Below are 26,128 nucleotides of genomic sequence, written 5' to 3'. Positions count from 1 at the left end.
GAGGCATGCACCCCAGATGAGCGACACCTGGACCACGCCCGCATCGCCGGGCGATCCGTTGCTCGTGGACTCTGCATCGGCCGCGCGGTTTGCCGAGCGGGCCACCTACGCCGGGGCCGTCGCCGCGGTCCGCGCCGCTGCCGCCGCGTACTACAACGGCAGTGATCTGCTGATGGACGACGCGACTTACGACGCCCTGCTGGCGAGGGTCGCGGCCACCGAGACGCTCCGGCCGGACTGGAAGCGTGCCGATTCTCCGACCGAACTGGTCGCCGCCGGGGTGGCGGCCGGTGGCGATGTGCTGCACAGCGAGCCGATGCTCGGACTGGACAACGTCTTCGGTGAGGAGCAGCTACGCCGGTGGGCCGGCCGCCTGGAGAAGCTGCTCGGCCGCCCCGCCGGAGGGCTTGTGGTCGAGCCGAAGATCGACGGGCTCGCCATCGCGGCGTGGTACGTCGACGGACGGTTGACGCGCGTCGCCACCCGCGGCGACGGCCGGGCCGGTGAGGACGTGACGGGCCAAGCGCGACGGGCGGTCGGCCTCCCGGGTCAACTCGCCCAGCCGGTGACACTCGAGGTCCGCGGTGAGGTCTTCATGACCGACGCGGACTTCGTGGTGGCCAACGAGATGCGTACGGGGCACGGGGAGCCGAGGTTCGCTCATCCGCGCAGCGCCGCAGCCGGTACCCTCCGCGCGGAGGGCCGCGCCTATGACGCGCCGCTGTCCTTCATCGCCTACGGCCTGCGCAGGCCGGTGACCGACATCGCCAGCCCCGTGCCCCACTCCGTGGAGATGGCCGCACTGGCCGACCTCGGCGTCACGACCACCGCCACCACCGGCGGCATGACGGTCTGGGCCACCGTCGACGAGGCTGTCGCGGCGGTCGAGGCGTTGCGCACCGCGCGCGGCACCCTTGGGTACGGCGTGGACGGCGCGGTCGTCAAGGCGGACCTGCCGCAGGACCGGGAGTTGGCCGGGTCGTCGAGCCGGGCGCCGCGCTGGGGCATTGCCTGCAAGTTCCCCGCGGACACCCGCACTACGCGGCTGCTCGGGATCGAGGTGCAGATCGGCCGGACCGGAGTGGTGACCCCGGTTGCTGTGCTGCAACCCGTGCAGATCAGCGGCGTCACCGTCACGTCGGCTACCCTGCACAACTTCGACGACCTGGCCCGGCGCAACGTCCGCGTCGGTGATGTCGTCTTCGTTCGCCGCGCCGGCGACGTCATCCCTGAGATTACCGGCGCCAAGCTCGACGAACGCGATCCGGCGTCGATTCCGTATGAGGCGCCCGTGACCTGCCCGCGCTGCGACGGCCCGCTGGACCGGACGCAGAAGCGCTGGCGGTGTGCGCGCGGACGGGCCTGCGGCGCGCACGAGGCTTTGGCGTACTTCGCCACCCGGGACGCGATGGACATCGAGGGGCTTGGCGATAAGATCATTTACGCGGTGGTCGCCGCGGGGATCGTCACCGATCCGGCCGACCTGTACGACCTCGACGCGGCCAGGCTGGTCACGCTGGACCGGATGGGCGAGGTCTCGTCGGCCAAGCTCGTCGCGAGTATCCAGTCGACCAGGCAGCGTCCCCTGTCACGGGTGCTGATCGGGCTCGGCGTCCGGATGACCGGGCGGGCCCTGTCCCGCCGGATCGCCCGGCACTTCGGCTCGATGCGGGCGTTGCTCGACGCGGGCGTGGCGGAACTCCAGCAGGTGGAGGGGATCGGGCCGGAGCGGGCCGCGACGATCGCCGCGGACCTCGTGGAGCTGACCCCGTTGATCGGCAAGCTGACAGCGCGCGGCGTCAACATGGTCGAGCCAGACGCCGTCCGGCTCGCCGGGGGCGAGGCGTCTGTGGCCGGCGTCGCCCCCGCCGCGTCCGAGTCGGGCGTTTTGCCGCTGCGTCGACCCGACGGCGTGCCGATGCGGGTTGCGGTGACCGGCGCAGTGCCGGGGCTGACCCGCAACGAGGGCAACGAGGCGGTCGAGCGGCTGGGCGGTATCGCATCCTCGTCGGTCTCCGCCCGGACCGATCTGGTGGTCGTCGGCGAGGGCGCGGGCTCCAAGGCCGACAAGGCCGCCGCACTGGGCGTACGCGTCATGCCGGCCGAACGCTTCGCCGCCCTGGTAGCGGCTTTCGACTCTGGGGACGTCGGAGTTGTTGCCGCGATCCTGGCGGACGGATGAGCCGACGGCCTGCACGCGCGGGCGTCGCCACCGGCGGCGACACCCGTTGACCGCGCGGTGGTCAGCCGTGCCCGCGCAGCGGTCGAGGACCCTGGTACGACGCGAGGTCGGGCACCCGCCAGCCATCCAGGTCGTACTCGTCCAGACACGCATCGGCGAGGGCCTTGCACTGGTCCAGGTCACCGCCGGCGATCGCCGCCGACAACAGTTCGACCCGGGTGTTCTCGTGGTTACCGGCATAGTTGCGTTCGTACAGCTCGTGCCGGCCGCCGAACTCCGAGCCGACAGCGTCCCACAGCAGCTTCATCACCTTCACCCGGTCGACCGCCTCGACTCCCTGCGAGCCGCGCAGGTACCGGTCCAGGTACGGGCGTATCTCGGGGTTGGCGAAGTCCTCCGTCCCGGAGTTGACATAGATGAGGCCGCTGGCCACGTCTTGCAGCACGATTTCCCGCACCCGGGGGTATCCCACCTGCATGAACCAGCGGTACGCCAGCCCGTAGCGGGGGTTGGGCAGAACGGATCCGTCGTGCCACGGCACCGGGTCGCGGGCCGCCGCGCCGGCCAGCCCCTGGAACAGGTTGCGCCAGGCCAGCACCTCGCCCAGCCGGCTCTGTACACCCCGGAAGTCGGCGGCGCCGGTCGTCTCCAGCGCCTTGGCCAGCAGACCGGCCAGGAACTCCAGTTTCACGGCGAGCCGTACGCAGCCGTGGAAGGTGAACCGTTCGGTGAACCCGGATCTGCCGGCGAACGTCTGCACCTTGGCCAGGTCTCCGTAGATGAAGACGTTCTCCCACGGAATCAGGACCTTGTCGAGCACGAGGATCGTGTCGTTCTCGTCCAGCCGGGACGACAACGGGTGGTCGAACGGGCTGCTCATGACGTTTGCGGTGGCCGTGTAGGAGGGACGGCAGATCAGCCGGACTCCGGGCGCGTCCGTCGGCACTGCGGCGACCAGCGCGAATTCCCGCCCGGCCAGCGGGAGGCCGTAGTGGGCGATGAACGTGTGATGGGACAGGGCGGCCCCGGTCGCCACGACCTTCGCGCCGCTGACCACCACACCGGAGTCGGTCTCTCGCTCCACGTGTACGAAGACGTCGGCCACCTCGTCGGGACGGCGCGAGCGGTCCACCGGCGGGTGGACGATGGCGTGGCTCCAGTAGAGGACCTTCTCCTGCGACTCCCGGTACCAGCGGCGCGCGTTGTCGCCGAAGGGTTCGTAGAAGTCGGCGTTGGCGCCCAGGGTGCCGAGGAACGACGCCTTGTAGTCCGGGCTGCGTCCCAGCCATCCGTAGCTCATTCGGGCCCAAGCGGCGATGGCCCGTTCGTCGGCGACCAGGTCGTCGGCGCTGCGTGGAGTGGTGAAGAAGCGGTGCGTGTAGCCGTCACTGCCCGGAGCGTCGCAGGCCGTGGTAAGCACTGACCGGTGCTCCTCGGCGTGTAGCGCGTCGTACAGCCGGGCCGTCATCCGCACCGGGTTGCGGAACGCGGGATGGCGCGTGACGTCCCGGACTCGCTCGCCGTGCAGGTAGACCGCGCGGCCGTCGCGGAGCGTCTCGACGTACTCATCCCCGGTCAACGGACGTGTCGCGGGGCTCACCGGCTGGCTCCGCTGTCGGACAGGGCCAACCACCACGGATTGGCCCGCGCCCATGCCACGGTACGGGTCAGGCCCTCCCGGAGCTCGGTCTCCGCGCTCCACCCCAGCAGCAGCCGGGCGCGGCTGGCGTCGGGTACGCGGCGCCGCAGGTCCTGGTATCCCGCGCCGAGCTGCTCGGCGGTGTCGACTTTCGTGGCACCGCCGTCGGCTCCGGCGACAGCGTTGACGAGGGTGACCGCCTCGGCGACGCTGGTCTCGCGCATGCTGCCGAGGTTGATCGCCTCACCGACGGTCTGTTCGCTGGCCCCGGCGAGGATTGTGCCCTCGACGGCGTCCGCCACGTAGGTGAAGCTGCGTGTCTGGTGGCCGTCGTCGTAGACGATCGGCGGGCGGCCGTTCAACGCGCGGTGCACGCTTCGACTGATGACGTACGCCGGGCGTTGTCGGGGTCCGTAGACGTTGAAGTATCGGACCACGCCGGCGGCGAGCCCGTGCTGCTGCACGAACCCGAAGGTGAGGTGCTCGGCGAGGGCCTTGCTGGTGGAGTAGCACCACCGTTGGGCAATGGTCGGCCCGAGTACCCGGTCGGCGTCCTCACGCCAGGGCACCATCGGGTTCTTGCCGAAGATCTCGCTGGTGCTGGCGACCACCACACGCGCGTCGACCTTCGTGGCGCGCTCCAGCACCCGCTTCGTCCCGAGGAAGTTGATGTCGATGACGTCCAGGGGGTTGTCCAGGTACGTGTCCACGCCGACGGCCGCGGCGAGGTGATAGACCACGTCCACGTCGGGGGTGATCGCTGCTGCCAGTGGGGCTGGGTCCCGCACGTCGCCCCGGACGTACCGGGCATTGCGGCGCAGCAGGTCAAGGTGCGGCGGGGGGTCGCCGCTGTCGAGCACGGTGACGTCGGCCCCCGCACTGAGCAGCCGCTCCGCCAGATGGCTGCCGACGAACCCGTGGCCGCCCGTGACGACGACCCGATGGGCGCTCATCGGCCCACTCCGCGGTACGTGTAGCCGAGGCGCTCCAGCATGGCGATTCCCTCCTTGGGCAGATAGGCGCGGCCGTCGAGGACGAGGCAGGATTCGGCGACGGGCAGTCGGGCGAAGTCGAGGGTCGCGAAGTCCTGGTGCATCGCCAGCAGGGCGACGCAGTGGGCATCCCGTACGGCCTCCTCGGCCGTGGCGGTGACTGGTAGGCCGAAGAGCTCGCGGGCACGTACCGGGTCGACCAGGGGATCGTGGATCCGCACCCGTACTCCTGCGGTCAACAGGGCCTCCACCACCGCGCGGGTCGGGGTCGCACGCAGGTCGCCAGTGTCGTTCTTGAAGGCGAGGCCGAGCACCGCCACCGTTGCCTCGGACGGGGGCACCCGGCGGGTGTCGAGGTCGTCGAGGATCAGCTGCGCGGTGTAACCAGGCATGCGCTGGTTGACCTCGCGGCCCACCGGCGCGGTGGTGATCTCCAGCCCGTGCCGGCGCGCGGACTGCCACACCATCCACGGATCCTTGGTCAGGCAGGAGCCGCCGACGCCGACGCTCGGCCGCAGTATGTTGACGTGCCCGTTCCCCTTCGGGATGGAGTTCGCGGCGCTGATGACGTCCAGCACGTCAACCCCGTACAGGTCGCAGAACATGGCCAGTTCGTTGGCCAGGGCGATGTTGAGGTCGATCCACCAGTTGTCGGCGAGCTTGACGATCTCGGCGGCCTCCAGCGACTCTTGCGGGAGCGAGGTAGCGCCGAGTGCGCTGTGCAGGAAGTCTGCGGCGACCCGCGTGCTGTGCGGGTCGATGCCGCCGACGACGATTGGGAGGGTCCGCAGGTCGTGTAGCGCCGTTCCCTCGGCGAGCCGTTCGGGCGCGAAGGCCAGGGCGAAGTGGGTACCGGCCCGCAGGCCGCTCGACTCCAGCAGCGGCCGGACGAGATCTCTCGTCGTCCCGGGTGGGACGGTGCTCTTGAGGATCACGAGTTGCCCGGCGCGCAGGTTCCTGCCGAGCGCCGCGCAGGCCGACCGTAGGTGGTCGTCGTCCAGCGACCCGTCGGGAAGTACAGGAGTGGCGACGGTGAGCAGAACGGCGTCGGCGTCGGCGACGGCGTCCTGGTCCGTCGTCGCCCGCAGCCGGCCGCTACCGACACCGTTCGCGATGAGGTCGGCCAGTCCCGGCTCCGTGATCGGGGTGGCGCCGCGGTTCAGGCGGCTCACCAGGTCGGCATCGGTATCGACGCCGACGACTGACAAACCCCGTTCGGCGAGCGTGGCCGCGACACACGAGCCGACGTAGCCCATGCCGACGACCGCGACGGTGTGCAGCTCAGCCACGCCCGCTCTCCTCGGTCCGGCGCGCGGCGGCCCCGGTCGCCGGGTGGCCCGGCGGATTCGTCGCGTCGACCGGTGTGGTGGCAGTGGGCATGCTCGTCTCCTCACCCTCGTTGCAAAGATCAACTCCCGGTCCGACGCTGTTGCCGCAGCGTCGGACCGGGAGGGAACTCGGTGGGATCGGCAGCCATCGGCCGCAGCCCGTGGTCGGTGATCTGGGATGCGCTGCGTCCCGCCCGATGCCACCGATCCTGTCGCTGATCAAGCGGCACTGGCATCTCTCTCCATGCCCACCCGGGTGACGGCTGCCCGGCCGCAAGGGCATCGAGGTGGACCGGCGTCCGGGTGCGTGCTGTCGAGCAAGCTGAGATGTGCCCCAGCCCCGCACCGGTCGCGACGATGGCGGTTGGCGGAAGGGCCGCCTCAAGCACCATCGGCAGCGGCGGGAACCAGCCGCCGGCGACCTCCGGCGCGACGGGCTGGCACCGACCGTGCGGCCTCGGGCGACTTGCACGGGGCACGACGCCGCGCGGGACGCGGGCGGGCCGACGGGTGCGACACCGCGAAGGAGCATGACGACGTGAACAGCCGCGAGCGGGCGTCAACCGCCCCAGTGTGCCGACTCTGTGCGGGGCCGGTACGCGAATGCGTGGATCTCGGTCGGCAGCCGGTCTCCAATGCCTTCCTCAGACCGCAGGACGTGGGCTCTGAGAGTTTTTTCCGGCTGGCCGTCGGCATCTGCGCCGACTGCGCGATGGTCCAACAGTTGGAGGCCATGCCTACCAGCCACATGTTTCGGGCCGACTATCCGTACCGTTCGTCCAGTTCAGACGGTCTGCGCCGCCACTTCGAGCAGGTGGCGGGTTGGCTGCGGGACACCGAACTCACCGATCCCGCTGACCTGGTCGTCGAGATCGGCTGCAACGACGGACTGATGCTCCGTACGCTCGGCGCGGCCGGCGTACGGCACATCGGCGTGGACCCGTCGGCGGGGGCAGCGCAGGCGGCGGCCGCTCGGGGAGCAGAGGTCCGCGTGGACTTCTTCGACGAGCGCTCCGCCGCCGAGATCCGCGCCGAGCGGGGCCCCGCGAAGGTCATCTTCTCGGCCAACACCATCAGCCACATCGCCGACATCGACGAGATCTTCCGCGGGGTCGACCGCCTGCTCCGGTCGGACGGGATCTTCGTGTTCGAGGACCGGTACGTCGCGGACATTATTGAGCACGCGTACTTTGACCAGATCTACGACGAGCACTTCTATCTGTTCTCGGTGCGCGCGGTGGACGCGATGGTGGCCCGGTTCGGCTTCGAGTTGGTCGACGTGGAACACATCCCGATCCACGGCGGGTCGCTGCGCTACACCGTCGCCCGGCCCGGCGTGCGTCCGGTTCGGGAGTGCGTGGCCAGGCTGATCGAGGACGAGGCCAGATACGGTATCGGCGAGCACGATACGTACGTCCGCTTCGGCCAGCAGATCGACCGCATCGGAGCGGACTTGGTTGCGCTGCTGACCGACCTGCGCGATGCAGGGCGGCGCGTGGTCGGCTACGGCGCCACCTCCAAGAGCGCGACCGTCACCAATTACTGTGGAATCGGGCCCGACCTCGTGCCGTACATCTGCGACACCACGCCCGAGAAGCAGGGCCGCCTCTCTCCCGGCGCGCACATTCCGATACGCCCGCACGAGGTGTTCGCGGACCCGTATCCCGACTACGCGCTGCTGTTCGCGTGGAACCACGCGGAGGAGGTCATGGCCAAGGAGCGTCGGTTCGTCGAGCAGGGTGGTCGCTGGATCCTCTACGTCCCGCACGTACGCATCGTGTGATCGACAGCCCTGCCGCCGTGGCGGCCCGCGTTCGCGGGCCGCCACTTTCCAGCCGGGCGGTGGTGACTAGGGCGACGCCCGGGCTGCCTGCCGCGGGTCCGCTCCCTCGATGCGTAGTCGCCGCCGCCGTTCCTCGCCGTCGACCCGCACGCGGCCGAGCGTCAGCCGCAGCATCGGCGGCGCCATGACCGAGGTCAAGATGGCGACGAGCACGATGACGGTGTACATGCCGACGTCGAAGATCCCCAGCCGTAGGCCCGCCAGCGCCACGATGACCTCGACCACGCCGCGGGAGTTCATGCCCGCGCCGACCGCCAGCCCTTCCCAGGTCGTCATTCCGCTCAGCCGGGCGCCGACGTATGCGCCGCAGAACTTGCCCCCGACGGCGACGAGGACGACGGCCAGCGCCGTCCAGGCGAGGCCGGGGTCGGCGAGCGCGGTCAGGTCTATCCGTAGGCCGGCGGTGGCGAGGAAGATCGGCGCCAGGACGGTGAGCACGACCGTCCGCAGCGGCGCCAGCTTCGCCGGGTCCGGGGCGCCGATGAGCAGGCCCGCGACGAACGCGCCGACCACCGCCTCCAGGCCCAGGCCGTGGCTGAGCGCCGCGCCGATCAGCACGATGACCACGGTCGCGGCGACCGTCGGGCCAGCGTCGGTCGACCGGGCGGCGCGGCGCATCACCGCCCCTACGGCGATCCTGCCGACGGTCGCCGCGAAGACGGCGAAGCCCGCCAGGGCGGCCACGGAGACGGCCATCGAGCCGACGGTGAGACCGGTCGTGGCGGCGGCGGCCAGGAGCGACAGCAGGAACCAGCAGGCGGCGTCGTCCACCGTGCCCGCCATCAGGATGAGCTGACCCACAGTACGGTGCAGCAGGCCCATGTCGGCCAGCGTCTTAGCGATCACCGGCAGCGCGGTCACACCCATGGCCACCCCGAGGAACAGGGCGAACAATATCCGTTCCGTCCGCCCGTCACCGGCGGGCGCGGACAGGGCCAGACCGAGACCGACCCCGCACAGCAGCGGCAGCACCAGCCCGGACAGGCTGACCGTCACCGCGGCGCGCCGACGCCGCCGGTCGCCCAGCAGGCTCGGGTCGAGGTGCGTGCCGGTGATGCCGACGAGCAGCAGAACGCCGAGCTGCCCGACCGCGTCGATCAGGTGCATGCCCCCGGCATCCGAGGGTATGAGCAGCCGGGCCGCCTGCGGAAACAGGTGTCCGAGCAGGGAAGGCCCCAGCAGCACGCCGGTGAGCAGTTCGCCGACGATGCTGGGCAGGCCGACCAGCGTGGCCAGGCGACCGAGGATCCGGGCCACCAGCAGGAGCGTGGCGAGGCCGACCAGGAGGACGAGCAGGTCATCCGGATCCAGCGGCGGGATTACTGTCACCCGGCCCGCCCTTCCGCGGGCAGGATGCCCCGATCAGCGTGCCACGCCGCGTACAGGTGCATCCCGGCCGCCCGTGCTGCGGTGAGGCTCGCCCAGGAGGCCAGCTCCACCAGCCGACGGTCGGCGGGCTCGTCGAGTCGGTAGTCGGCGACCATCGTGTCGGTGACCCGGTACGAGAAGAACGCGACGGTCAAGGCGAGTCGGCCCGCCGCCCGGTCCTGCGCAGGCAGGTCGTCGAGGACCGCCTCCAGCGCGGTCCGGTCGGCCACCGCGCGCAGCCCGGTCGGGCCGGCCAGCAGGCCGAGCAGGAGTCCCCGTACGGACGAGGGCACGGCTCGTTCCGCGGCCTCGTCGATGACGGCGCAGGCTCGGGCGAAGGCGGTGCCGAGGGTGGCGTTCGCCCGCGCCCAGGAAAGGTCCGGCGGCAGCGGGGCCGGTGGGAGCAGGTCCAGGTCGACGCCCGCGTCGCCGACTCGGCGGGCTAGACGCCCCATCGTGAGCGCGGCGAGCCAGCGTGCTCCCCGAGCTGCCGCTGGTGGCAGCCCGACCGGCAGGGGCGTGGGCGTCAGGAAGACGTTCACCATCCGGTTGAGGTACTGGAAGAGCACCGCAACGCCGACTAGCTGGGTGAACTCGGTGGTGTCCAGCCGGGGCGAGGGGACGTTCGTGGCTTTTGCGTCGCGTCGGAACCACTCGATGACCTCGCGCAGCTGCGGATCGGTTATCTCGGTGGGCCGGTCGTCGATGACCGCGCTGGCGTCGGGTCCGCGCAGCAGCCCCCGCAGCGCGCTGCCGTGGACCTCGACGCAGTACGGGCAGCGGTTGGCGAGGGAGACCGCCGCCGCCACCGCCTCCCGGGTGTCCCGTCCGACCGGGCCGTCGGCCAGTAGCGCCTCGCGCAGCATTAACCAGCAGGCCGCGAGTAGGGGAGGCGCGGCGGCGTGCAGCGTGACCGGCGGTGCGAGCAGGCCGAACTCCCGCTCGATCCGCCGGTAGACGTGCCGGACCAGAGCGGGTGCGGCCCGTGCGGGAACAGGATTCAGGTGTTGGATGTGGCTCTGGGTCACCCGGCGGGTCAGCCGGGCGAGCAGTGTGCCCATGGGAGGGCTCCCTTTGCTGTTCCGGACCACCGTTCACACGCTCCGCGGCGGAGGCACGGCCGTCGTGGTGCCGTCGGGGGAGGGTGCCCCGTACGTGACGGAGACTCCCCGCTGCTGCGTGGCGCGGACGAGGCCGGGAATCGCGCGTTCGGCCAGCGCCGCGATGGTCAGGGCCGGGTTTACGGTCAGCGCTCCCGGGACCGCGGAACCGTCGGTTACGAAAATGCCCGGGTGGTTGCGCAGCTCATGCCGGTCGTCGAGGGCGGAGGTCGCCGGGTCGTCCCCGATGCGGCAGGACGACAGCGGGTGGACGGTGTACGCGCCCACCTGATCGTTCGTCCACGGCCGTACCCGGGCGAGCCCGTCACGCTCGAGGATGTCCCGGACGTCGGCGTCGGACTCAGCCCAGCCCCGCAGCGTGTTCTCCGTCGGGTCGTAGCGCAGCGAGCCGCGTCCGAGCATCTGCTGGGCGATCCGCTCGGCGTTTCCGCGCGTCGGCGGGGCGCCGAAGACGCCCTCGTTGTCGTCCTCGGTCATCGCGAAGACGGTCAGCCAGGAGCGCCACTGACGGAGCATCTCCTTCTTCTCGCGGCCGAACCACGTCGGACCGGTGGCGCCGGGCGCCTGGGCGAGAACGGTGCCCAAGCCGGGTGGGAAGTACAGCTGCTCCAGTGAATAGCGGCTGTACTCGGGCAGCGAGGCGTCGAGCTTGTCCCAGGTGGCTACGCACGGCCCCTTGCCGATCTGGTGCGCCTCGTACGCCGTGCCGTGACCCCGGTCGAGTCCGAGGAGTTCGCGAGCCCGGTCGTCGTTCACAACGGCGGTGTTCAGCCGCTCGCCGTTGCCAGAGAAGTAGCGGCCGACCGCCGCCGGCATGGTGCCCAGCTCGGCCTCAGAGCGTTGGAGGATGACCGGGGTGGCTCCGGCGCCGGCCGCGAGCACCACGATCTTCGCCTCGATCACGCCGCCGCCCCGGGTGAGTCGGTAGTCCTCGTCGTCGACCACGTCGTAGTGGATCCGGTAGCCGCCCTCCGCGGTCCGCGACAGCCGCTGTACCTCGTGCAGCGGCCGGATCTGCGCGCCGTGGGCCAGCGCGGCGGGCAGGTAGTTCAGCAACAGGGACCGCTTGGCGTCGAACCGGCAGCCGGCCATCATCCAGTTGCAGTTGGTGCAGCGGGGTTTGTCGATCGCCGACGGCACGGGGTTCGCGGTGCGTCCGGCGTGGGTGCAGGCGGCGGCGAATAGGCCGCCGGCGAAGGGCACGTCATTCCAGGACTGCTCGGTCACCGGAAGCGCGTCGGTGACCACGTCGTACCAGGGATCCAGGGTGTCCCGGTTGATCGTGGCCGGCCACATTCGCCGACCGAGGCTGCCTGTGCGTTCGAAGACGAACCGGGGTGCGCGGGGCATCGTGGCGAAGTAGACGACGCTGCCGCCGCCGACGCAGTTGCCGGCCAGCACGCTCATTCCGTCACCGACGGTGAAGTCGAAGATCCGGGTGTATGACGAGCCGAGGAGGAAGTCATGGTCGAACTCGTCGTTGGCGAGCCACGGGCCCCGCTCCAGCACGACGACGCGCGCTCCACCGGCGGCGAGGTGGTACGCCGGGATCGCGCCGCCGAAGCCACTGCCCACGATGACGACATCGGTCTGCTCGATGCTGGTCATGCCGGGTTCCCGGTCGTCGTGGTCTGCGGGTGGACGGTGGCGAGCTGCCGCTGGTAGGAGAAGTGCGGGAAGCGCCACGACCGGTCCTCGTCGGGGTGGTGGAAGCCGAGGATGGACAAGCCGGGATGCCCCTGTTCGAGCGCGTCCACGGTGGAGAGGTGCGGCGCACTGTCGAATGCCATGGTGCAGAAGAGGGCGACGCCGAACCACACCTCCCGCTCTGGGTGTGAAGGGTCGGTCAGCTCCTGGACCAGGGCGGTCCGGGCGTCAAAGTCGAGTGCGACGAACGGCGGCACCGTCGGGTCCAGGACGAGCTGCTTGGCCCGGGCGCTGTTCTGCGCGTGCATGTTGAGCAGCCCCGCCATGCCGTCCAGCGCCTTGGCCAGTCCTAGCGCGGAGTGCGCGAGCAGCTCCAGCGCGCCCGCTTCCACCGCGCCGGGATCGTCCACGACGCCGGCGATCGCCCGATCTTCGGGGAAGCGCTTGGCGCCGGGGATGATCGTGTCGGCGAAGGCCTCGAGCGTCGCGGTCCGGACCGGATCGGCCGCCGCGGCCCCGGCCATCAGTTCGTCCCTCCGGTGACGCCGGGCGCACCGGCCGCGGGCGGGTCGAACTGGCCCGGACGGCGGCCCGGCCCGGCCGGCCCGCGGTACGCCTGGGCGATGTCCAGCCAGTGGTCGGCGTCCGCGCCGACCGCGCTCAGGGCGAGATCGTCCCGGTGTCGTCGGCGGGTGACGAGGAAGCAGAAGTCGAGGGCGGGACCGCAGATCAGCTCGGCGCCCTCCGGGCCGTGTACCCACAGGTCGCCGGACGGCGCGGTCAGCTCGTAGCGGAATCCTTGCTCCGGCGGTGCCTGGTTGCGGCTGTGGTAGCCGAAGTCCCACGTCCGGACAGCGAAATCGACGATGTGCCGGATTCGGTCGGTGTGCTTGCGCCGTACGCCAAGGGCGTCGGCGATGTCCTGGCCGTGGGCGAACAGCTCCATCATCCCGGCGGCGGCGAGGGTCGGAGCTGGCAGCGGACGGACGAGCCATGGCACGGCCTGTCCGGCCGGTACGGCGGCGAGGGCCTCCAACGCCGTGGTCCACTCCTCGAGCCAGCGTCCGCGCAGCGCGGCCGTGCCCGCGTCGAGGTACCGGGACAGCGTTGCGGTCACGTTGGCGTCGAAGTCGTTGCCGAGCTGCTCGACGAGCGCCCGGAACCCCGGGGCGTCGGAGGCCGCGACGGCCGCCATCCGAAAGACTGCGCTGAGGTGCGCGACCTGATGGCGGATCTCCCAGCCGGGCGCCGGGGTCGGCCGGGCCCAGTCGTCGGGTGCCAGTGTGGCGAGCAGCCGGTCGAGTTCCGTGCAGTCGTCCGCCAGATCGGTGAACACGTTCGACTTGTCCATCACTTTCCTTCACGGGATTGATGTGGCCCCCAATTCGGCCGTCGCGCCGTCGACGGGACGGCGCAAGAGGACGGGCACGCGCGGGGGAGGTCGCGAATTCAGCCTGCCGACGGGCCTGGACGTCGTCCTCTCCCGCTGTGCGGTCCTGATCGGCGCGGGCGACCGGTCAGGTACGGCGATCGAGCGGCCCTCGCCGGGGCGCGCCTGCTCGGTCACGGTCAATGGGCACAGCGGAAGAAGACTCCCCCAGCCTGGTTGACCGACGATGGAGCGGCCGTCGATAGCTGACGGTGACCGGTCGACCTCGGTAGGAGAGCGGGAGCGATGCCCACCATCGTCGGTTCGCTACGTCGTCACGTATTGACCCCGCCGCTGCGGCAGGTCGGTTTCACCGAGCGGCGGTTTCCTTTTCGTTCATCGGGCGAGACGCTTCACCTCGAGGCGATTCCGCAGGCCGTTGTGTGTGGCTTCGAGTGGGGCATCGGGCCGTGTGACCTGTGGGAGGCGGAGCGCCGCCTGGCACTGCTCGACCCGGACCTGCGCGGTTTCGCATACGAGGGCGTCACGATGGCGTTCACCATCCGCGACGCGATGTCGATGTACCGCACCAGGCGCGCTCGGGACCTGCTCGCCGGGCCGGGGCGGCCGCACATCTTCCTGAATTACATTGGCATCGGGTTCGCCATGGCCCGGCTGCCCCGGCTGTTGTGGCGTCGCATCATGCCAGACCTGTCCGGGGTGCCCTATTACCCGACGATGAACTGGCTTGCCGTTGACGGGTACGGCTTCGATCTCGCCTACTTTGACGTCGATCGTTGGGTGGGTGCCCAGGAGCGGCCCCGGCCGTACCCGTGGGAGGGTGCGCCGGACTACTTCATGCGAGCCGTGGACCAGGGGATAGGTCGAGCCCTGTGGTTCGTCCACGCCGGCCGTCCCGATGATGTGGCGACGGCGGTCAGTCGCTTCGCCCGCGAACGGCAGGCCGACCTGTGGGCCGGTGTCGGCCTGGCGGCCACCTTCGCTGGCGGCTGCGACGCTACGGGGCTGGCGTCGTTGCGCCACAACGCCGGCGCGTGCCGGTCGCACCTGGCGCAGGGGGCGGTATTCGCCGCTCGGGCGCGGACGTTCTCGGGCGCCGTGCCGCCGCACACCGACGAGACCGTCGTGGCGCTGACCGGTCTTCCGGTCGCCGCCGCGTCGGCGCTGGCTGACGAGGTCGCGGTCGGTGGCCTCCCGGCATCGCGGGGCGAGCCGGCGTACGAGGTGTGGCGGCAACGGGTACGCGCGCACTTCGACACCGAGCCGGCAGGTGCGCCCGGGTCTTGAACATCCCCGGCGGGCGATCGCCCCGCCGCCACCCACGTCGCGGAAGCGGACCGGACGGACCCGGTCCGTCTGGTCGACGCTGACCACCTGAGGGGTAACAGTGGGTTTCATCGGTTCGTTGCGTCGTACCGTTCTGACGCCGGATATACGCGAGACGCAGGTGAGCGTGCGCGGCTTCCACACCAAGTCCCCGGAGGCACGGCACCTCCTCGAGACGATCGGCCAGACCTTCCTGCAGGGATACGGTGAGGCCGCCGAGGCGAGCCGGGTCGCCGACATCGAACCGGCTCTCGATCGGGCTTCGACGCGATTCCGCGGCTTCGCGTACGAGGGCGCCGCGATGGGGCTGGCCATCCGCGACGCCATGCCGTTCGGCGGCGGCAGGGTGGCGCAGTTCCTCGCCGGCCCCGGCAACCCGCACCTCTACATGGTGTACGTCGGGATCGGTTGGGCGATGGCTCGCCTGCCCCGGTTCCGCTGGTCCCGGCTGCATGCCCCGGACCCGCTGCTGCGATGGCTCGTGCTCGACGGGTACGGCTTCCACCAGGCGTACTTCCACACCCACAAGTACGTGATCGAGCAGTTCCGGCACGAGCGGTTCCCCTGGCCTGTCGATGACGACACGGGTTACGCCAGCCGGGTCATCGACCAGGGGATCGGCCGCGGCTTGTGGTTCGTCGGCGGCACCGACGTGCTGCAGGTCAGCCGGCTCGTCGAGGCGTTCGCCGAGTCCCGCCGGGCCGACCTGTACAGCGGCGTCGGGCTCGCCGCCACCTACGCCGGCGGCGCCGACGAGACCGAGTTGCGTGAACTGTGGCGCCGTGCGGGCGCCTACCGCTCTCATCTGGCGCAGGGTGCCGCGTTCGCCGCTGCGGCCCGGGTACGCGCCGGGCTCGTGTTGCCGCACGTGGCGGCGGCCACCCGCCTGTTCTGCGGCCGGTCACCGGTCGACGCGGCGGCGGTCACCGACCAGGTCCGGCCGGGCCTGTCCCTTCCCGGCGAGCCGCCGACGTACGAGATCTGGCGGAACAGGATCCGGGGCAGCGTCGCCGTCGGCGGCCACGACCTCGCCTCGGACAGCCTCTAGCGCCGCGGTCGCAACCGCGACCAGATCGGAGATTCGCCCAACATGACGAGGATCGCCATTGTCGGCATGGCATGCAGGTATCCGGATGCGGCTTCTCCCAAGGAGTTGTGGGAGAACGCCGTTGCCGGCCGACGTGCCTTCCGCCGCCTGCCAGACACCCGGATGCGGCTCGCCGACTACTGGTCGGCCGACCCCGCCGCGCCGGACCGCTTCTACGCGCGCAATGCCGCCGTGCTGCAGGACTGGGAGTTCGATCGGGTCGCCTTCAAGGTGGCCGGCAGCACGTTCCGCTCCACCGACCTGACGCACTGGCTGGCCCTGGACGTCGCCGCCGCGGCCCTGGCCGACGCCGGGTTTCCGATGGGTGCGGGCCTGCCCGCCGAACGGACGGGCGTGATCGTCGGCAACAGTCTCACCGGTGAGTTTTCTCGGGCTAACCAGATGCGGCTGCGGTGGCCATATGTTCGTCGGGTGCTGGGCTCCGCCCTGTCCCAGCTGGACTGGGACGAGCGGCAGGTGCAGGAGATTCTCGACCGCGTCGAGGTCGACTACAAGCGGCCCTTCCCGCCAATCGACGAGGACACCCTTGCCGGAGCTCTGTCCAACACCATCGCCGGCCGCATCTGCAACCACTTCGACCTTAAGGGCGGTGGATACACCGTCGACGGGGCCTGTTCATCGTCGTTGCTGTCGGTGACCACCGCCTGCCGGCCGCTCGTCGACGGCGACCTCGACGTGGTCGTCGCCGGCGGGGTCGACCTCTCGATCGATCCCTTCGAGATCATCGGCTTCGCGAAAACGGGGGCGCTGGCAACCGGCGAGATGCGGGTGTACGACCGCGGCTCGAACGGTTTCTGGCCGGGCGAGGGCTGCGGCATGGTCGTGCTGATGCGCGAGCCGGACGCGCGGCGAGCCGGCCACCGGGTCTACGCCACCGTGGCCGGTTGGGGCGTCTCCTCGGACGGCCGGGGTGGCATCACTCGGCCGGAGGTCGGTGGCTACCGGCTGGCGCTGGAGCGGGCCTACGAGCGTGCCGGGTTCGGGCTGGAGACAGTCGCGCTGTTCGAGGGGCACGGCACCGGGACGAAGGTGGGCGACACGACGGAGCTGTCCGCCCTGTCGCAGGCTCGGCGGACGGCTGACCCCGAGGCGGCACCTGCGGTGATCAGCTCGATCAAGGCCATGATCGGGCACACCAAGGCAGCTGCGGGGGTCGCCGGGCTGATCAAGGCCGTCATGGCAGTGCACCACGAGGTGCTGCCACCGGCGCTCGGCTGCCCCGAGCCGCACGAGCTGCTCACCGGCGCCGAGCGCACCCTGCGGGTGCTCTCCGCAGCCGAGCCGTGGCCGGCCCACGCCCCGCTGCGGGCGGGGGTTACCGCCATGGGTTTCGGTGGGATCAACACGCACGTGGTGGTGGAGAACCAGCGCGGCCGACGCCCGGGTCGGCTCGACGCGCGGACCACGACGCTAGCCGCCGCCATGCAGGACGCGGAACTGCTCGTGCTGGACGGCATGTCCTGGGCGGCGCTGCGCGAGCGGGCTGAGCAGCTCGCCACCTTCGCCGGTGCCGCCTCCTACGCGCAGCTAACCGACCTGGCCGTGGCACTGCGTGGCGAGCTGCGCGATTTGCCGTACCGGGCTGCCGCCGTGGTGCGGAGTCCGGACGACGCTGAGCGCCAGCTGCGTAGGGTCGTCGACGCCATCGACGCGGGTCAGGAGAGCCTGGCCTCGGGCGAGGACCAAGTGTTTCTACGGCGCGTCGCCGGCCGGGCCCGCATCGGCTACCTCTTCCCGGGCCAGGGATCCGGCCGAGGCGCTGGCGGTGGAGCGCTGCGGCGTAGGTTCCCGGTCGTCGACTCGGTGTACCGGCTCGCTGCGCTGCCGGCCACCGGTGACCCGGTCGCCACCGAGGTCGCACAGCCCCGGATCGTCACCGGGTCCGTCGCCGGGTTGTCCGTGCTGGCGCTGCTCGGCGTCGACGCCACCGTGGCGGTCGGTCACAGCCTCGGGGAGTTGACCGCCCTGCACTGGGCCGGCGTGATGGACGAGGCAACCCTGCTGCGGCTGGCGGCGTCGCGGGGCGAGGTCATGGCGCAGCACAGCGCCTCGGGAACCATGGCGGGAATCGGTGCCCCGCCGTCGATCGTGGGTCGGCTCGTCGAAGGGCTCCCGGTAGTCGTCAGCGGATACAACGGCCCAGGGCAGACGGTGGTGTCGGGCGAGGTCGCTGCGGTGCGGGAGGTGTGCCGGCGGGCCGTCGCCGACGGCGTCGCCGCCATCCCGCTGACCGTCTCGCACGCGTTTCACTCACCGCTGGTCGCGCCTGCAGCCGACGCGTTCGCCGCGGCGTTGGTGGGGGTCGACCTTGCCCCCGTCGGCCGACACATCGTCTCCACCGTGACCGGCGACTCGCTGCCCGCAGCGACCGATGTGATCTCGCTGCTGCACCGTCAGATCACCGCACCGGTGATGTTCCATCAGGCGGTCGCCGTCGCGGCCGAGGACATCGACCTGTTCGTTGAGGTTGGGCCTGGCCGGGTGCTCTCCCGACTTGCCGGCGATGCGACCGACGTACCGGCCGTCTCACTCGACACCGACGACGAGTCGATCGCGAGCCTGCTCCGCGTGGTCGCGATGGCGTACACCCACGGGGCGACCGAGATCCCTGAGGCGTTGTTCGAGGACCGTCTGGTCCGGCCGATTGACCTCGGCGCACCACCTGCGGTGCTGACCAACCCCTGCGAGGCCGCGCCCGTCGCAGACGGTCCGGCATGGCCGGCGGAACCCGCATCAGCGGACCCCGCACCGGCGCAGCCCGGCGACGAATCGGTGGAGGGCGCCGTCGACCTGCTGCGGCGCATGGCCGCCGGTCGGGCGGAGCTGCCGTTGGAGATGGTGCGCCCGGACAGCCATCTCCTGGACGAGCTGCACCTGAGCTCCATCACCGTGGGTCAGATCGTCAACGAGGCTGCCGATCGACTGGGCGTGTCGGCGGTGCGCATGCCCGTGAACTTCGCGACCGCCTCGGTACGGGAACTCGCTGGCGCGCTCGAGGAACTGCAAGCGACCGTCGGAGAGCGCACGGCGGAGTCCGCACCGCCAGTCGCCGGCGCGGAGACCTGGGCCCGTGCCTGGACGGTCGATCTGGACTCGGCCCCGCTGCCGGCCCCGGTCGAGCCGCTCGGTCCAGGCAGCTGGCAGCTGTACGCCCCGGCGGACCATCCGTTCGCGGCGACTCTGGCGCGCCAGCTCGAGGATGCCGACGTCGGTTCCGGCGTGCTGGTCTGCCTGCCGCACGGGTGCGCGGAGTCCGATCTGGAACTCGCGCTCCGGGGCGCCCAGGCGGCGCTGGCCGGTGACGCGGTCCACCGGTTCGTGCTCGTGCAGCACGACCGCGGGGCAGCCGGCCTCGCGAAGACGCTACGGCTGGAGGCGCCGCGCCTGCGGGTCACGATCGTCCACGTTCCGCCGACGCCCGACGCGATCGAACAGGTCGTCGAGGAGGTGCGCAGCACCGAGCAGTACGCCGAGGCGCACTACGGCGACGACGGTGTGCGGCGGCTGCCGACGCTGCGTGCCATGCCCACGCACCCCGAACACTCCCGGCAATTCCTCGACGGGTCGGACGTGTTGCTGGTCACCGGCGGTGGCAAGGGAATCACGGCGGAGTGCGCTTTCGCCCTGGCCATGGACACCGGTGCCCGGCTCGCCCTGCTCGGCAGGTCGGACCCGGCGGCGGACAGCGAGCTCGCGGCGAACCTGGAACGCATGGCCCACCACGGTGTTGTCGCGCACTACGTCCGCGCCGACGTCACCGACTCCGTACAGGTCCGCACGGCCGTCGAGGAGGTCGCGGGGGTGCTCGGTCCGGTTACCGCCGTGTTGCACGGGGCGGGTACCAACGAGCCGGCCGCGCTGTCGAACCTCGACGCCGAGGCGATGCGGCGCGCCTTCGCCAGCAAAGTCGGCGGTCTGCGGGCGGTGCTGGACGCGGTCGGGCCGGGCAACCTGAAGTTGCTGGTCAGCCTCGGCAGCATCATCGGCCGTGCCGGTCTCCAGGGCGAGGCGCACTACGCAACCGCCAACGAGTGGCTGGCCGACCTGACCCGGACGGTCGGCGACGAGTATCCGAGCTGTCACGCGGTCTGCCTCGAGTGGTCCGTGTGGTCGGGCGTGGGTATGGGCGAGCGGCTGTCCGTCGTGGAAAGCCTGGCGCGGGAAGGCGTCACGCCGATCACTCCCACGCAGGGGGTCGAACTGCTGAGGCGACTGCTCACGGACCCGGCCGTGCCACCCGTGGTCGTGATCAGCGGGCGTACCTCTGGTATCGACACGGTGCGCTACGAGCAGGTGACGCTGCCGCTCCTGCGGTTTGTGGATCGACCGTTGGTCCACTACCCCCGGGTCGAGCTCGTGACGGAGGTCGAGCTGAGCGCAGGCACCGACCGGTATCTGCCCGACCATCTCCTCGACGGCAACCTGCTGTTCCCCGCCGTGTTTGGGATGGAAGCGATGGCGCAGGTGGGGGCCGCGTTGACTGGCCGGTCAGCCGTCCCGACCATCGAGGACGCGCAGTTCTTGCGGCCGATCGTCGTGCCGCCCGACGGCACCACCCGCATCCGGATCGCCGCGGTGGCCACGGACGAACACACGGTGCAGGTGGCCATCCACAGCAGCGAGACCCGGTTCGCCGCTGAACACTTCCGTGCCCAGCTGTGCTACGACGGGCAGCGCCCACCGGACGGCCCGCCGCTGCCCGTACCGGCGGACGTGGCGGACGTGTCGCTGCGGCCGGCGGTGGACCTCTATGGCGATCTGCTGTTCCAGGGCCGACGGTTCCAGCGGCTGCTGGGCTATCACCACGCTTCGGCCCGGGCGGTCGACGCCGACCTGGTGCTGGAGGAGCACGACTGGTTCGCGCCCTTCCACCCGGGCCGGCTGGTGCTCGGCGACCCGGGGTTGCGGGACGCGCTCATGCACGGCAACCAGGTGTGCGTCCCGAACGCCACCCTGCTGCCGGTGAGTGTCGAGCGGATCCGCACGGCGGGCGGCGCGACCGAGCCAGGACGGTTCCGGTACTGCGCCACGGAGCGGTCGCGTGATGGCGACACGTACGTCTACGACGTAGTGCTGCGCTCCGACGACGGGAACGTGGTCGAGCGTTGGGAGGGGCTGAGCCTGCGTGCCGTGCGCCGCAACGACGGGCAAGGACCGTGGGTCGCGCCGTTGCTGGGGCCGTTCCTGCAGCGCAGCGTGGAGGAGTTGACCGGCGCCGAAATTGCGGTCGGGGTCGAGCCCGACGGCGCCGGCGACGGCGACTTCCGCACGGCGCGCCGGGCCCGATCGGCGCGGGCTCTGGCGCGTGCCACCGGCCGGATCCAGCCGGTGCGGTACCGCGTCGACGGTCGGCCGGAGATTGATGGTGGGCAGAAGGTCTCGTTCGCCCACGGGGCGGGCGTGACAGTGTGTGCCGTGGCGTCCGGGGTGACCGCCTGCGACGTCGAGGCGGTAGCGCCGCGGTCGCCGGTCGAGTGGCGCGGTCTGCTCGGCGCGCACGCTGAATTGCTGCTCCTGCTCGCCGACGCCGACGGGGGCGAGGATCGCGACACGGCGGGCACCCGGGTCTGGGTGGCGATGGAGTGCCTGCAGAAGGCGGGGGAGCCATTGGTCGGCGGCCTTGCCGTGCGGCCCGTCGAACGCCCTGGCTGGGTCGTCTTCACCGCTGGACCGAACGCCGTCGCGACCTTCGTCACGGCCCTGCGCGGTCGGCCGGAGCCGGTCGTTTTCGGCCTGCTGATCAGGGAGGACGGGTGATGTCCCGTTACTTCGAGTACCGACACGTAGTCGGGTTTGAGGAGACCAACCTCGTCGGGAACGTCTATTACGTCAACTATCTGCGCTGGCAGGGCCGGTGCCGCGAGCTGTTTCTGAAGGAGCGGGCTCCGCAGGTGATCGAGGAGCTGCGAGCGGATCTCAAACTGTTCACGCTACGGGTCGACTGTGAGTTCTTCGCCGAGCTGACTGCCTTCGATGAGTTGTCCGTTCGGATGCGGCTTGTCGACCTCGCGCAGACCCAGGTGGAGTTCGGCTTCGACTATGTACGCCTCGACGGGTCGGGCACCGAGACGCTCGTCGCACGGGGCATGCAGCGGGTGGCCTGTATGCGCGGGCCGAATACCCGGACCGCGCCTACCCGTGTGCCGGGCGCGTTAGCCGAGGCGTTGGTGCCGTTCACGCAGGCAGGCGGGTCATGACCGCGGCAAACGGTGGGCGGGTCGATCCGCCGACGGGACGGCCACCGGCCGCGCGCCGCAGCCTACGACGGGCGTTCGGCACCTTCGCCACGGGCGTCACGGTAGTGACCGTGGGTGGGGAGCAGCCGCACGGGATGACGGCGAACTCCTTCACCCCGGTCTCGCTCGATCCTCCGCTGGTACTCGTCTGCGTCGACAAGAGCACCGTCATGCATACCTGCCTCGATAACACCCCGGTCTTCGGCGTCTCGGTGCTCGCCGCCGGCCATTCCGAGCTGGCGCTCTACTTCGCGGACTCCCGCCGCCCGGTGGGGCTCGGAGAGTTCGCGGGAATCGCGGCAGTGTCTGGGGAGCGCACCGGCGTGCCGATGATCGAGGACGCGCTCGCGTGGTTCGAGTGTGAGCTGTGGCAGAAGTACGACGGCGGCGACCACACGATCGTCGTCGGCCGACTGCTCTCGTTCGCGCAGCCCGCTGCGGACCGTGCGTTGCTGTTCCACAACGGGCGGTTCAGCGCGACCGGCCCTGACCGAGAGGTGCTGCCGTGAGCCCGCTGGACGAGCGACGCGCGACGCCACCCGGACCGCCCCGGCACGCCGCGCTGCGGATGTTGGCGGTCATGGCACGGGACCGCCTGGGCATGATCACCGACGCGGTCGATCGTTACGGCGACGCCGTCCGGCTGCCGGTGGGGCACAAGAGCCTCCATGTGTTCAACCATCCGGACCACGCGAAGCATGTGCTGGCCGACAACGCCGGCAACTACCGCAAGGGCATCGGCCTGGTACACGCCCGCCGGGCCTTGGGGGACGGCCTGCTCACCAGCGAGGGCGAGCTGTGGCGCAAGCAGCGCAAGGTGATCCAGCCGGCGTTCCATCCGCGGCGGCTGGCTCATCACGCTGGTCTCATCGCCGTCGAAGCCGAGCGGTTGATGGAGCGCCTCCGTCAGCGGCGGGGGGACGGCCCAGTCGACGTGGTCGCCGAGTTCACCGGCCTCACGTTGGGGGTGCTGGGCCGGACCCTGCTCGATGCGGATCTGAGCGCCTTCGGGTCCATCGGTGAGGAGTTTGCGGCCGTCCAGGACCAGGCGATGTTCGAACTCGCCACACTCGGGATGGTGCCCACCTGGCTGCCACTGCGTCGCCAGTTGCGGTTCCGCCGCGCCCGGCGCGAACTGCAGCGGGTGGTCGACCAGTTGGTGGTCGAACGCGAGAGCCGCGTCGCCGGCAAGGAGGACGTGCTCTCCAGGCTCATCGCGTCCACTCGTGGCGAGTCGGATCCGCGGGTCGCGCGGGACAGGCTCCGTGACGAACTGGTCACGCTGCTCCTGGCCGGCCACGAGACCACCGCCAGCACTCTTGGCTGGACCCTGTACCTCATCGACCGCGAGCCCGGGATCCGGCAGCGGCTACGGGAGGAGGCGGACCAGGTCCTCGGCGGGCGGCTGCCCACCTACGAGGACCTGCACCACCTGCGTTACGCGACGATGGTGGTGGAGGAGGCGATGCGGCTCTACCCGCCGGTGTGGTTGCTGCCACGGATCGCCCGCGGGGTGGATCTGGTCGGCGGCTACGACGTGCCGGTCGGCGCCGATGTCGTCATCCTGCCGTACACCCTGCACCGACACCGGGAGTTCTGGGTGCGGCCGGAGCGGTTCGACCCGGACCGGTTCGATCCGGCTCGGGCACGCGACCGTCCCAGGTACGCCTACATTCCCTTCGGTGCAGGTCCGCGCGTCTGTGTCGGCAGCAACCTCGGCCTGATGGAGGCCGTGTTCGTGCTGGCCATGATCGCGCGGGAGTTCCGGCTGTCGATCCCGCCCGGGCACCAGGTCGTGCCGGAACCGATGCTGTCGTTGAGGATCCGCGGTGGGTTGCCGATGCGGGTGAGGATGGTGGACTCGGAGGCTTGATGGCGCTCCTGTTCCGGTGAGCGCCGGGCCTTCAACGCGGCCTCCGGCAGGTCGAGAAGCGACAGGAGGGCGGGCGGGTCGACGTCCCGGCGCGGGCGGATGACGACGTCCGTCCCCTGAAGGTTTCCGCCGTCGGTGATCTGGAGCGGCCCGTGTCGAGCCACGGCGGTGACCTGGTCGATCTGGTCCGGATCGTCGGTTGGATATCGCCAGTCTCCGAGGGAGTGCGCGACGAGGTACCAGGATCCGGGGCTGACATCGGAAAGTCGGTAGGGGCCAGGGCGATCTATGACAACCCAGCTCGCGGGCAGTCCTTCCGCGATGGCGTCGGGGAACAATCCGATGAAGATGGGTGCCGCGAAACGTGGGCAGAAGGGGTGTACTTCGCCGCTGACGATGGCACTTCCCTGCCTCAACCGGATCTGTCGCGTCGGCGGCGGTTCCAGGCGCCGCTGCCGGTACGCCGCGGGTGAGACGCCGACGCTGCGGTGAAACCGGGAGCTGAAGGTGCCGAGGCTGGTGTAGCCGACGGATGTGCTGATGGCGGCCACGGTCAGGGAGGTGGTGGTGAGAAGGCGTTTCGCCTCCTGGATGCGGATCGCGGCAAGGAAGCGGCCAGGCGATATTCCCGTGATATTGCTGAAGAGGCGCGTGAAATGGTATCTGCTGAACATTGCTACGCTTGCGAGCTCGTCGATGGTCAGTGGTTCGCCGAATCTTTCCTGCATTGCCCACAGTGCTCGCCGCACGGCGATTTCTTTCACCATTAACATCGCGCCACTCCTTGATGCCTAGAGTGGGCCCAGCGGGCGTGGCGGCAAGGCGCATCTGGTGTGCCTATATGCAAAAACAAAATGTGCTGCCTCAAAGGTTTCCTTATTGATCATCATCTTGCAGTGGCTAGATGCTAGCGCCCGCAATTGTCCTGGGCAACTCCGCGTCGTCCCGTGACTGCCGAGGGTCAGCGAATGCGTTACGGGCCGTAATGGATAGTTGCGCTATCAGTCCGATTCGGAGAGGCGTCCCCATAACCGTCGCAAGCGGCCGGCCCCAACGGCCTGTGCTGCGACGACAGGTCAAGCGCGCTCGATGCGCCGTGGCAACCCGGCACTGTCCGTAAGGGGTGCCCGTCAGTGGTGGGGGGAGACTGCCCGATCGAGGGGGTGAGCCCCACCGTGCGACATACCGGGCAATCGTGTCCTATCGCCGAAGGCCGGCCGAACTCGTGATCAGACGTACGGTGGGATCCGATTGAAGATCGTGGAGTTGAGTCGCCGTGCCGAGCTGCCGGTGCCGACCATCAAATTCTACCTGAGGGAGGGTCTTCTTCCGCCCGGTCGATCAGCGCCCGGGAGGCGCCATTTGGACTACGACGAGCGGCATGTGTCCCGGCTGATGCTGATACGCACGATGACCGCGGTGGGCAGGATGAGTCTCGCCTCGGTGCGGGAGGTTCTCCATGCGATCGACAGCCGGGGCCTGCCGATTGCCGGTCTCTGCGCGGTGATCAACGACGCTCTCTTCGCCGAGGACCCGAGTCTGCTGGCGATGCCGGAGCGGCAGGGGGCGGCCGCCCGGATCGACTCCTTCATCGACATGTTGGGTTGGCGGGTCGCAGACGACTCACCCGGTCGGCATACGCTGGCACGGGTGCTCACCGCTCTGGAACGGCTGACCGGTGACGCCGACGTGGGCGTCTTCGCGCCGTACGCCGAGGCGGCCATGTGTCTGACCGCCCTGGAGGTCGCGTCGCTGTCGTCCAGCGTGGAGCCGGACAACGACCGGGCGACTGTGATCGCTCGGGTCGTTCTGCTGGAAGCCGGGATGGCCGCGTTGCGACGGCTGGCCCGCGAGCACCTCATCGAGGCCACCGGACCGGTAGGCGCCGAACGGACGTGATATTCGGCGCTGTCGGACGCAAAGCGAAGGCGCGGAATGGGTTGCGTCCGACAGCGCCCTCCGCGCCTTGCATGTCGATATCTTGCTGACCCGCAAGATGCGAGAAGACCTGATTCGGGTCGTCAGCCATGATGATGGTGGTTCGGGACCGCTCCAACGGTGCGGTTGCTTTTCCC

At 70.4% G+C, this 26,128-nt stretch carries 17 protein-coding genes and 1 pseudogene; 9 read left to right on the top strand and 9 right to left on the bottom strand.

Features of this window, described 5'->3' with window-relative positions:
• Nucleotides 1-16 precede the first annotated feature (16 nt).
• On the top strand, nucleotides 17-2,182 hold the full coding sequence (ligA, locus tag E1211_RS01065; RefSeq protein WP_132344393.1) for an NAD-dependent DNA ligase LigA: 2,166 nt from the start codon (nucleotides 17-19) through the stop codon (nucleotides 2,180-2,182).
• A gap of 61 nt (nucleotides 2,183-2,243) precedes the next feature.
• Here the strand turns inward: ligA and E1211_RS01060 are convergent, their stop codons facing one another.
• Genes E1211_RS01060 through E1211_RS01050 form a run of 3 tightly spaced genes read right to left on the bottom strand, consistent with a single transcriptional unit; the run spans nucleotide 2,244 to nucleotide 6,102 of the window.
• Nucleotides 2,244-3,782, bottom strand: a complete 1,539-nt coding sequence (locus E1211_RS01060; protein ID WP_243709265.1) for a 4-hydroxyphenylacetate 3-hydroxylase family protein — start codon at nucleotides 3,780-3,782, stop codon at nucleotides 2,244-2,246.
• Nucleotides 3,779-4,774, bottom strand: a complete 996-nt coding sequence (locus E1211_RS01055) for an NAD-dependent epimerase/dehydratase family protein (protein ID WP_132344389.1) — start codon at nucleotides 4,772-4,774, stop codon at nucleotides 3,779-3,781. Before E1211_RS01055 ends, E1211_RS01060 begins: the two co-directional genes overlap by 4 nt.
• Entirely contained in the window at nucleotides 4,771-6,102 is a 1,332-nt protein-coding gene (locus E1211_RS01050) for a nucleotide sugar dehydrogenase (RefSeq protein WP_132344387.1), read from the bottom strand. Before E1211_RS01050 ends, E1211_RS01055 begins: the two co-directional genes overlap by 4 nt.
• A 577-nt stretch (nucleotides 6,103-6,679) precedes the next feature.
• Here E1211_RS01050 and E1211_RS01045 point away from each other — a divergent pair.
• The gene (locus E1211_RS01045) at nucleotides 6,680-7,924 is read left to right on the top strand and encodes a class I SAM-dependent methyltransferase (RefSeq protein WP_243709264.1); all 1,245 of its coding nucleotides are present in this window, start codon (nucleotides 6,680-6,682) and stop codon (nucleotides 7,922-7,924) included.
• Between the two features lie 66 nt (nucleotides 7,925-7,990).
• Here E1211_RS01045 and E1211_RS01040 read toward each other — a convergent pair whose 3' ends face one another.
• The 5 genes from E1211_RS01040 to E1211_RS01020 are packed head-to-tail and all read right to left on the bottom strand — an operon-like array spanning nucleotide 7,991 to nucleotide 13,474.
• Nucleotides 7,991-9,313, bottom strand: coding sequence for a cation:proton antiporter (locus tag E1211_RS01040; RefSeq protein ID WP_132344383.1), 1,323 nt, complete (start codon nucleotides 9,311-9,313; stop codon nucleotides 7,991-7,993).
• Nucleotides 9,310-10,413, bottom strand: coding sequence for a carboxymuconolactone decarboxylase family protein (locus tag E1211_RS01035; RefSeq protein ID WP_132344381.1), 1,104 nt, complete (start codon nucleotides 10,411-10,413; stop codon nucleotides 9,310-9,312). Before E1211_RS01035 ends, E1211_RS01040 begins: the two co-directional genes overlap by 4 nt.
• A gap of 33 nt (nucleotides 10,414-10,446) precedes the next feature.
• Entirely contained in the window at nucleotides 10,447-12,081 is a 1,635-nt protein-coding gene (locus E1211_RS01030; protein ID WP_132344379.1) for a GMC family oxidoreductase N-terminal domain-containing protein, read from the bottom strand.
• Nucleotides 12,078-12,647 (bottom strand): DUF5987 family protein, encoded by a 570-nt coding sequence (locus tag E1211_RS01025; protein WP_132344530.1) that lies wholly within the window; start codon nucleotides 12,645-12,647, stop codon nucleotides 12,078-12,080. The genes E1211_RS01030 and E1211_RS01025 overlap by 4 nt, the downstream gene beginning before the upstream one ends.
• Nucleotides 12,644-13,474 (bottom strand): TIGR03084 family metal-binding protein, encoded by an 831-nt coding sequence (locus E1211_RS01020; protein ID WP_243709263.1) that lies wholly within the window; start codon nucleotides 13,472-13,474, stop codon nucleotides 12,644-12,646. Before E1211_RS01020 ends, E1211_RS01025 begins: the two co-directional genes overlap by 4 nt.
• A gap of 321 nt (nucleotides 13,475-13,795) precedes the next feature.
• On the opposite strand from E1211_RS01020, the gene E1211_RS01015 reads away from it, so the two are divergent.
• The 6 genes from E1211_RS01015 to E1211_RS00990 all read left to right on the top strand — a co-directional run bounded on the left by E1211_RS01015 (nucleotide 13,796) and on the right by E1211_RS00990 (nucleotide 24,053).
• Entirely contained in the window at nucleotides 13,796-14,797 is a 1,002-nt protein-coding gene (locus E1211_RS01015; RefSeq protein WP_132344375.1) for a DUF1702 family protein, read from the top strand.
• Nucleotides 14,798-14,897: 100 nt separating this feature from the next.
• On the top strand, nucleotides 14,898-15,884 hold the full coding sequence (locus tag E1211_RS01010; RefSeq protein WP_371686104.1) for a DUF1702 family protein: 987 nt from the start codon (nucleotides 14,898-14,900) through the stop codon (nucleotides 15,882-15,884).
• A 42-nt stretch (nucleotides 15,885-15,926) separates the two neighbouring features.
• The gene (locus tag E1211_RS01005; RefSeq protein WP_132344373.1) at nucleotides 15,927-21,701 is read left to right on the top strand and encodes a type I polyketide synthase; all 5,775 of its coding nucleotides are present in this window, start codon (nucleotides 15,927-15,929) and stop codon (nucleotides 21,699-21,701) included.
• Nucleotides 21,701-22,141: a thioesterase family protein gene (locus tag E1211_RS01000; protein WP_132344370.1), complete on the top strand. Its 441-nt coding sequence runs from the start codon at nucleotides 21,701-21,703 to the stop codon at nucleotides 22,139-22,141. Before E1211_RS01005 ends, E1211_RS01000 begins: the two co-directional genes overlap by 1 nt.
• Complete coding sequence (locus E1211_RS00995; RefSeq protein WP_132344368.1) at nucleotides 22,138-22,689, top strand: flavin reductase family protein; 552 nt, start codon at nucleotides 22,138-22,140, stop codon at nucleotides 22,687-22,689. The genes E1211_RS01000 and E1211_RS00995 overlap by 4 nt, the downstream gene beginning before the upstream one ends.
• Before the next feature lie 59 nt (nucleotides 22,690-22,748).
• Nucleotides 22,749-24,053 (top strand): cytochrome P450, encoded by a 1,305-nt coding sequence (locus E1211_RS00990; RefSeq protein ID WP_132344526.1) that lies wholly within the window; start codon nucleotides 22,749-22,751, stop codon nucleotides 24,051-24,053.
• Between the two features lie 461 nt (nucleotides 24,054-24,514).
• Here E1211_RS00990 and E1211_RS33665 read toward each other — a convergent pair.
• Nucleotides 24,515-24,781, bottom strand: a pseudogene (locus E1211_RS33665) (helix-turn-helix domain-containing protein); the annotation flags it as partial.
• A 532-nt stretch (nucleotides 24,782-25,313) separates the two neighbouring features.
• Between E1211_RS33665 and E1211_RS00980 the strand changes: the two are divergent.
• Entirely contained in the window at nucleotides 25,314-25,952 is a 639-nt protein-coding gene (locus E1211_RS00980; protein WP_256371296.1) for a MerR family transcriptional regulator, read from the top strand.
• Nucleotides 25,953-26,128: the final 176 nt, after the last annotated feature.

Source organism: Micromonospora sp. 15K316, assembly GCF_004348525.1.
In the GTDB taxonomy this organism is placed as follows: Bacteria; Actinomycetota; Actinomycetes; order Mycobacteriales; family Micromonosporaceae; genus Micromonospora.
The sequence above is the reverse complement of the archived record's forward strand: the minus strand, read 5'-3'. Positions and strand labels throughout refer to the sequence as shown.

Excerpts from the sequence above, each read along its gene's own strand:
- ligA (WP_132344393.1), top strand. The coding sequence starts at position 17 with ATGAGCGACACCTGGACCACGCCCGCATCGCCGGGCGATCCGTTGCTC.
- E1211_RS01055 (WP_132344389.1), bottom strand. The coding sequence starts at position 4,774 with ATGAGCGCCCATCGGGTCGTCGTCACGGGCGGCCACGGGTTCGTCGGC.
- E1211_RS00995 (WP_132344368.1), top strand. The coding sequence starts at position 22,138 with ATGACCGCGGCAAACGGTGGGCGGGTCGATCCGCCGACGGGACGGCCA.
- E1211_RS01030 (WP_132344379.1), bottom strand. The coding sequence starts at position 12,081 with ATGACCAGCATCGAGCAGACCGATGTCGTCATCGTGGGCAGTGGCTTC.
- E1211_RS01000 (WP_132344370.1), top strand. The coding sequence starts at position 21,701 with ATGTCCCGTTACTTCGAGTACCGACACGTAGTCGGGTTTGAGGAGACC.
- E1211_RS00990 (WP_132344526.1), top strand. The coding sequence starts at position 22,749 with ATGTTGGCGGTCATGGCACGGGACCGCCTGGGCATGATCACCGACGCG.
- E1211_RS01035 (WP_132344381.1), bottom strand. The coding sequence starts at position 10,413 with ATGGGCACACTGCTCGCCCGGCTGACCCGCCGGGTGACCCAGAGCCAC.
- E1211_RS01015 (WP_132344375.1), top strand. The coding sequence starts at position 13,796 with ATGCCCACCATCGTCGGTTCGCTACGTCGTCACGTATTGACCCCGCCG.
- E1211_RS01005 (WP_132344373.1), top strand. The coding sequence starts at position 15,927 with ATGACGAGGATCGCCATTGTCGGCATGGCATGCAGGTATCCGGATGCG.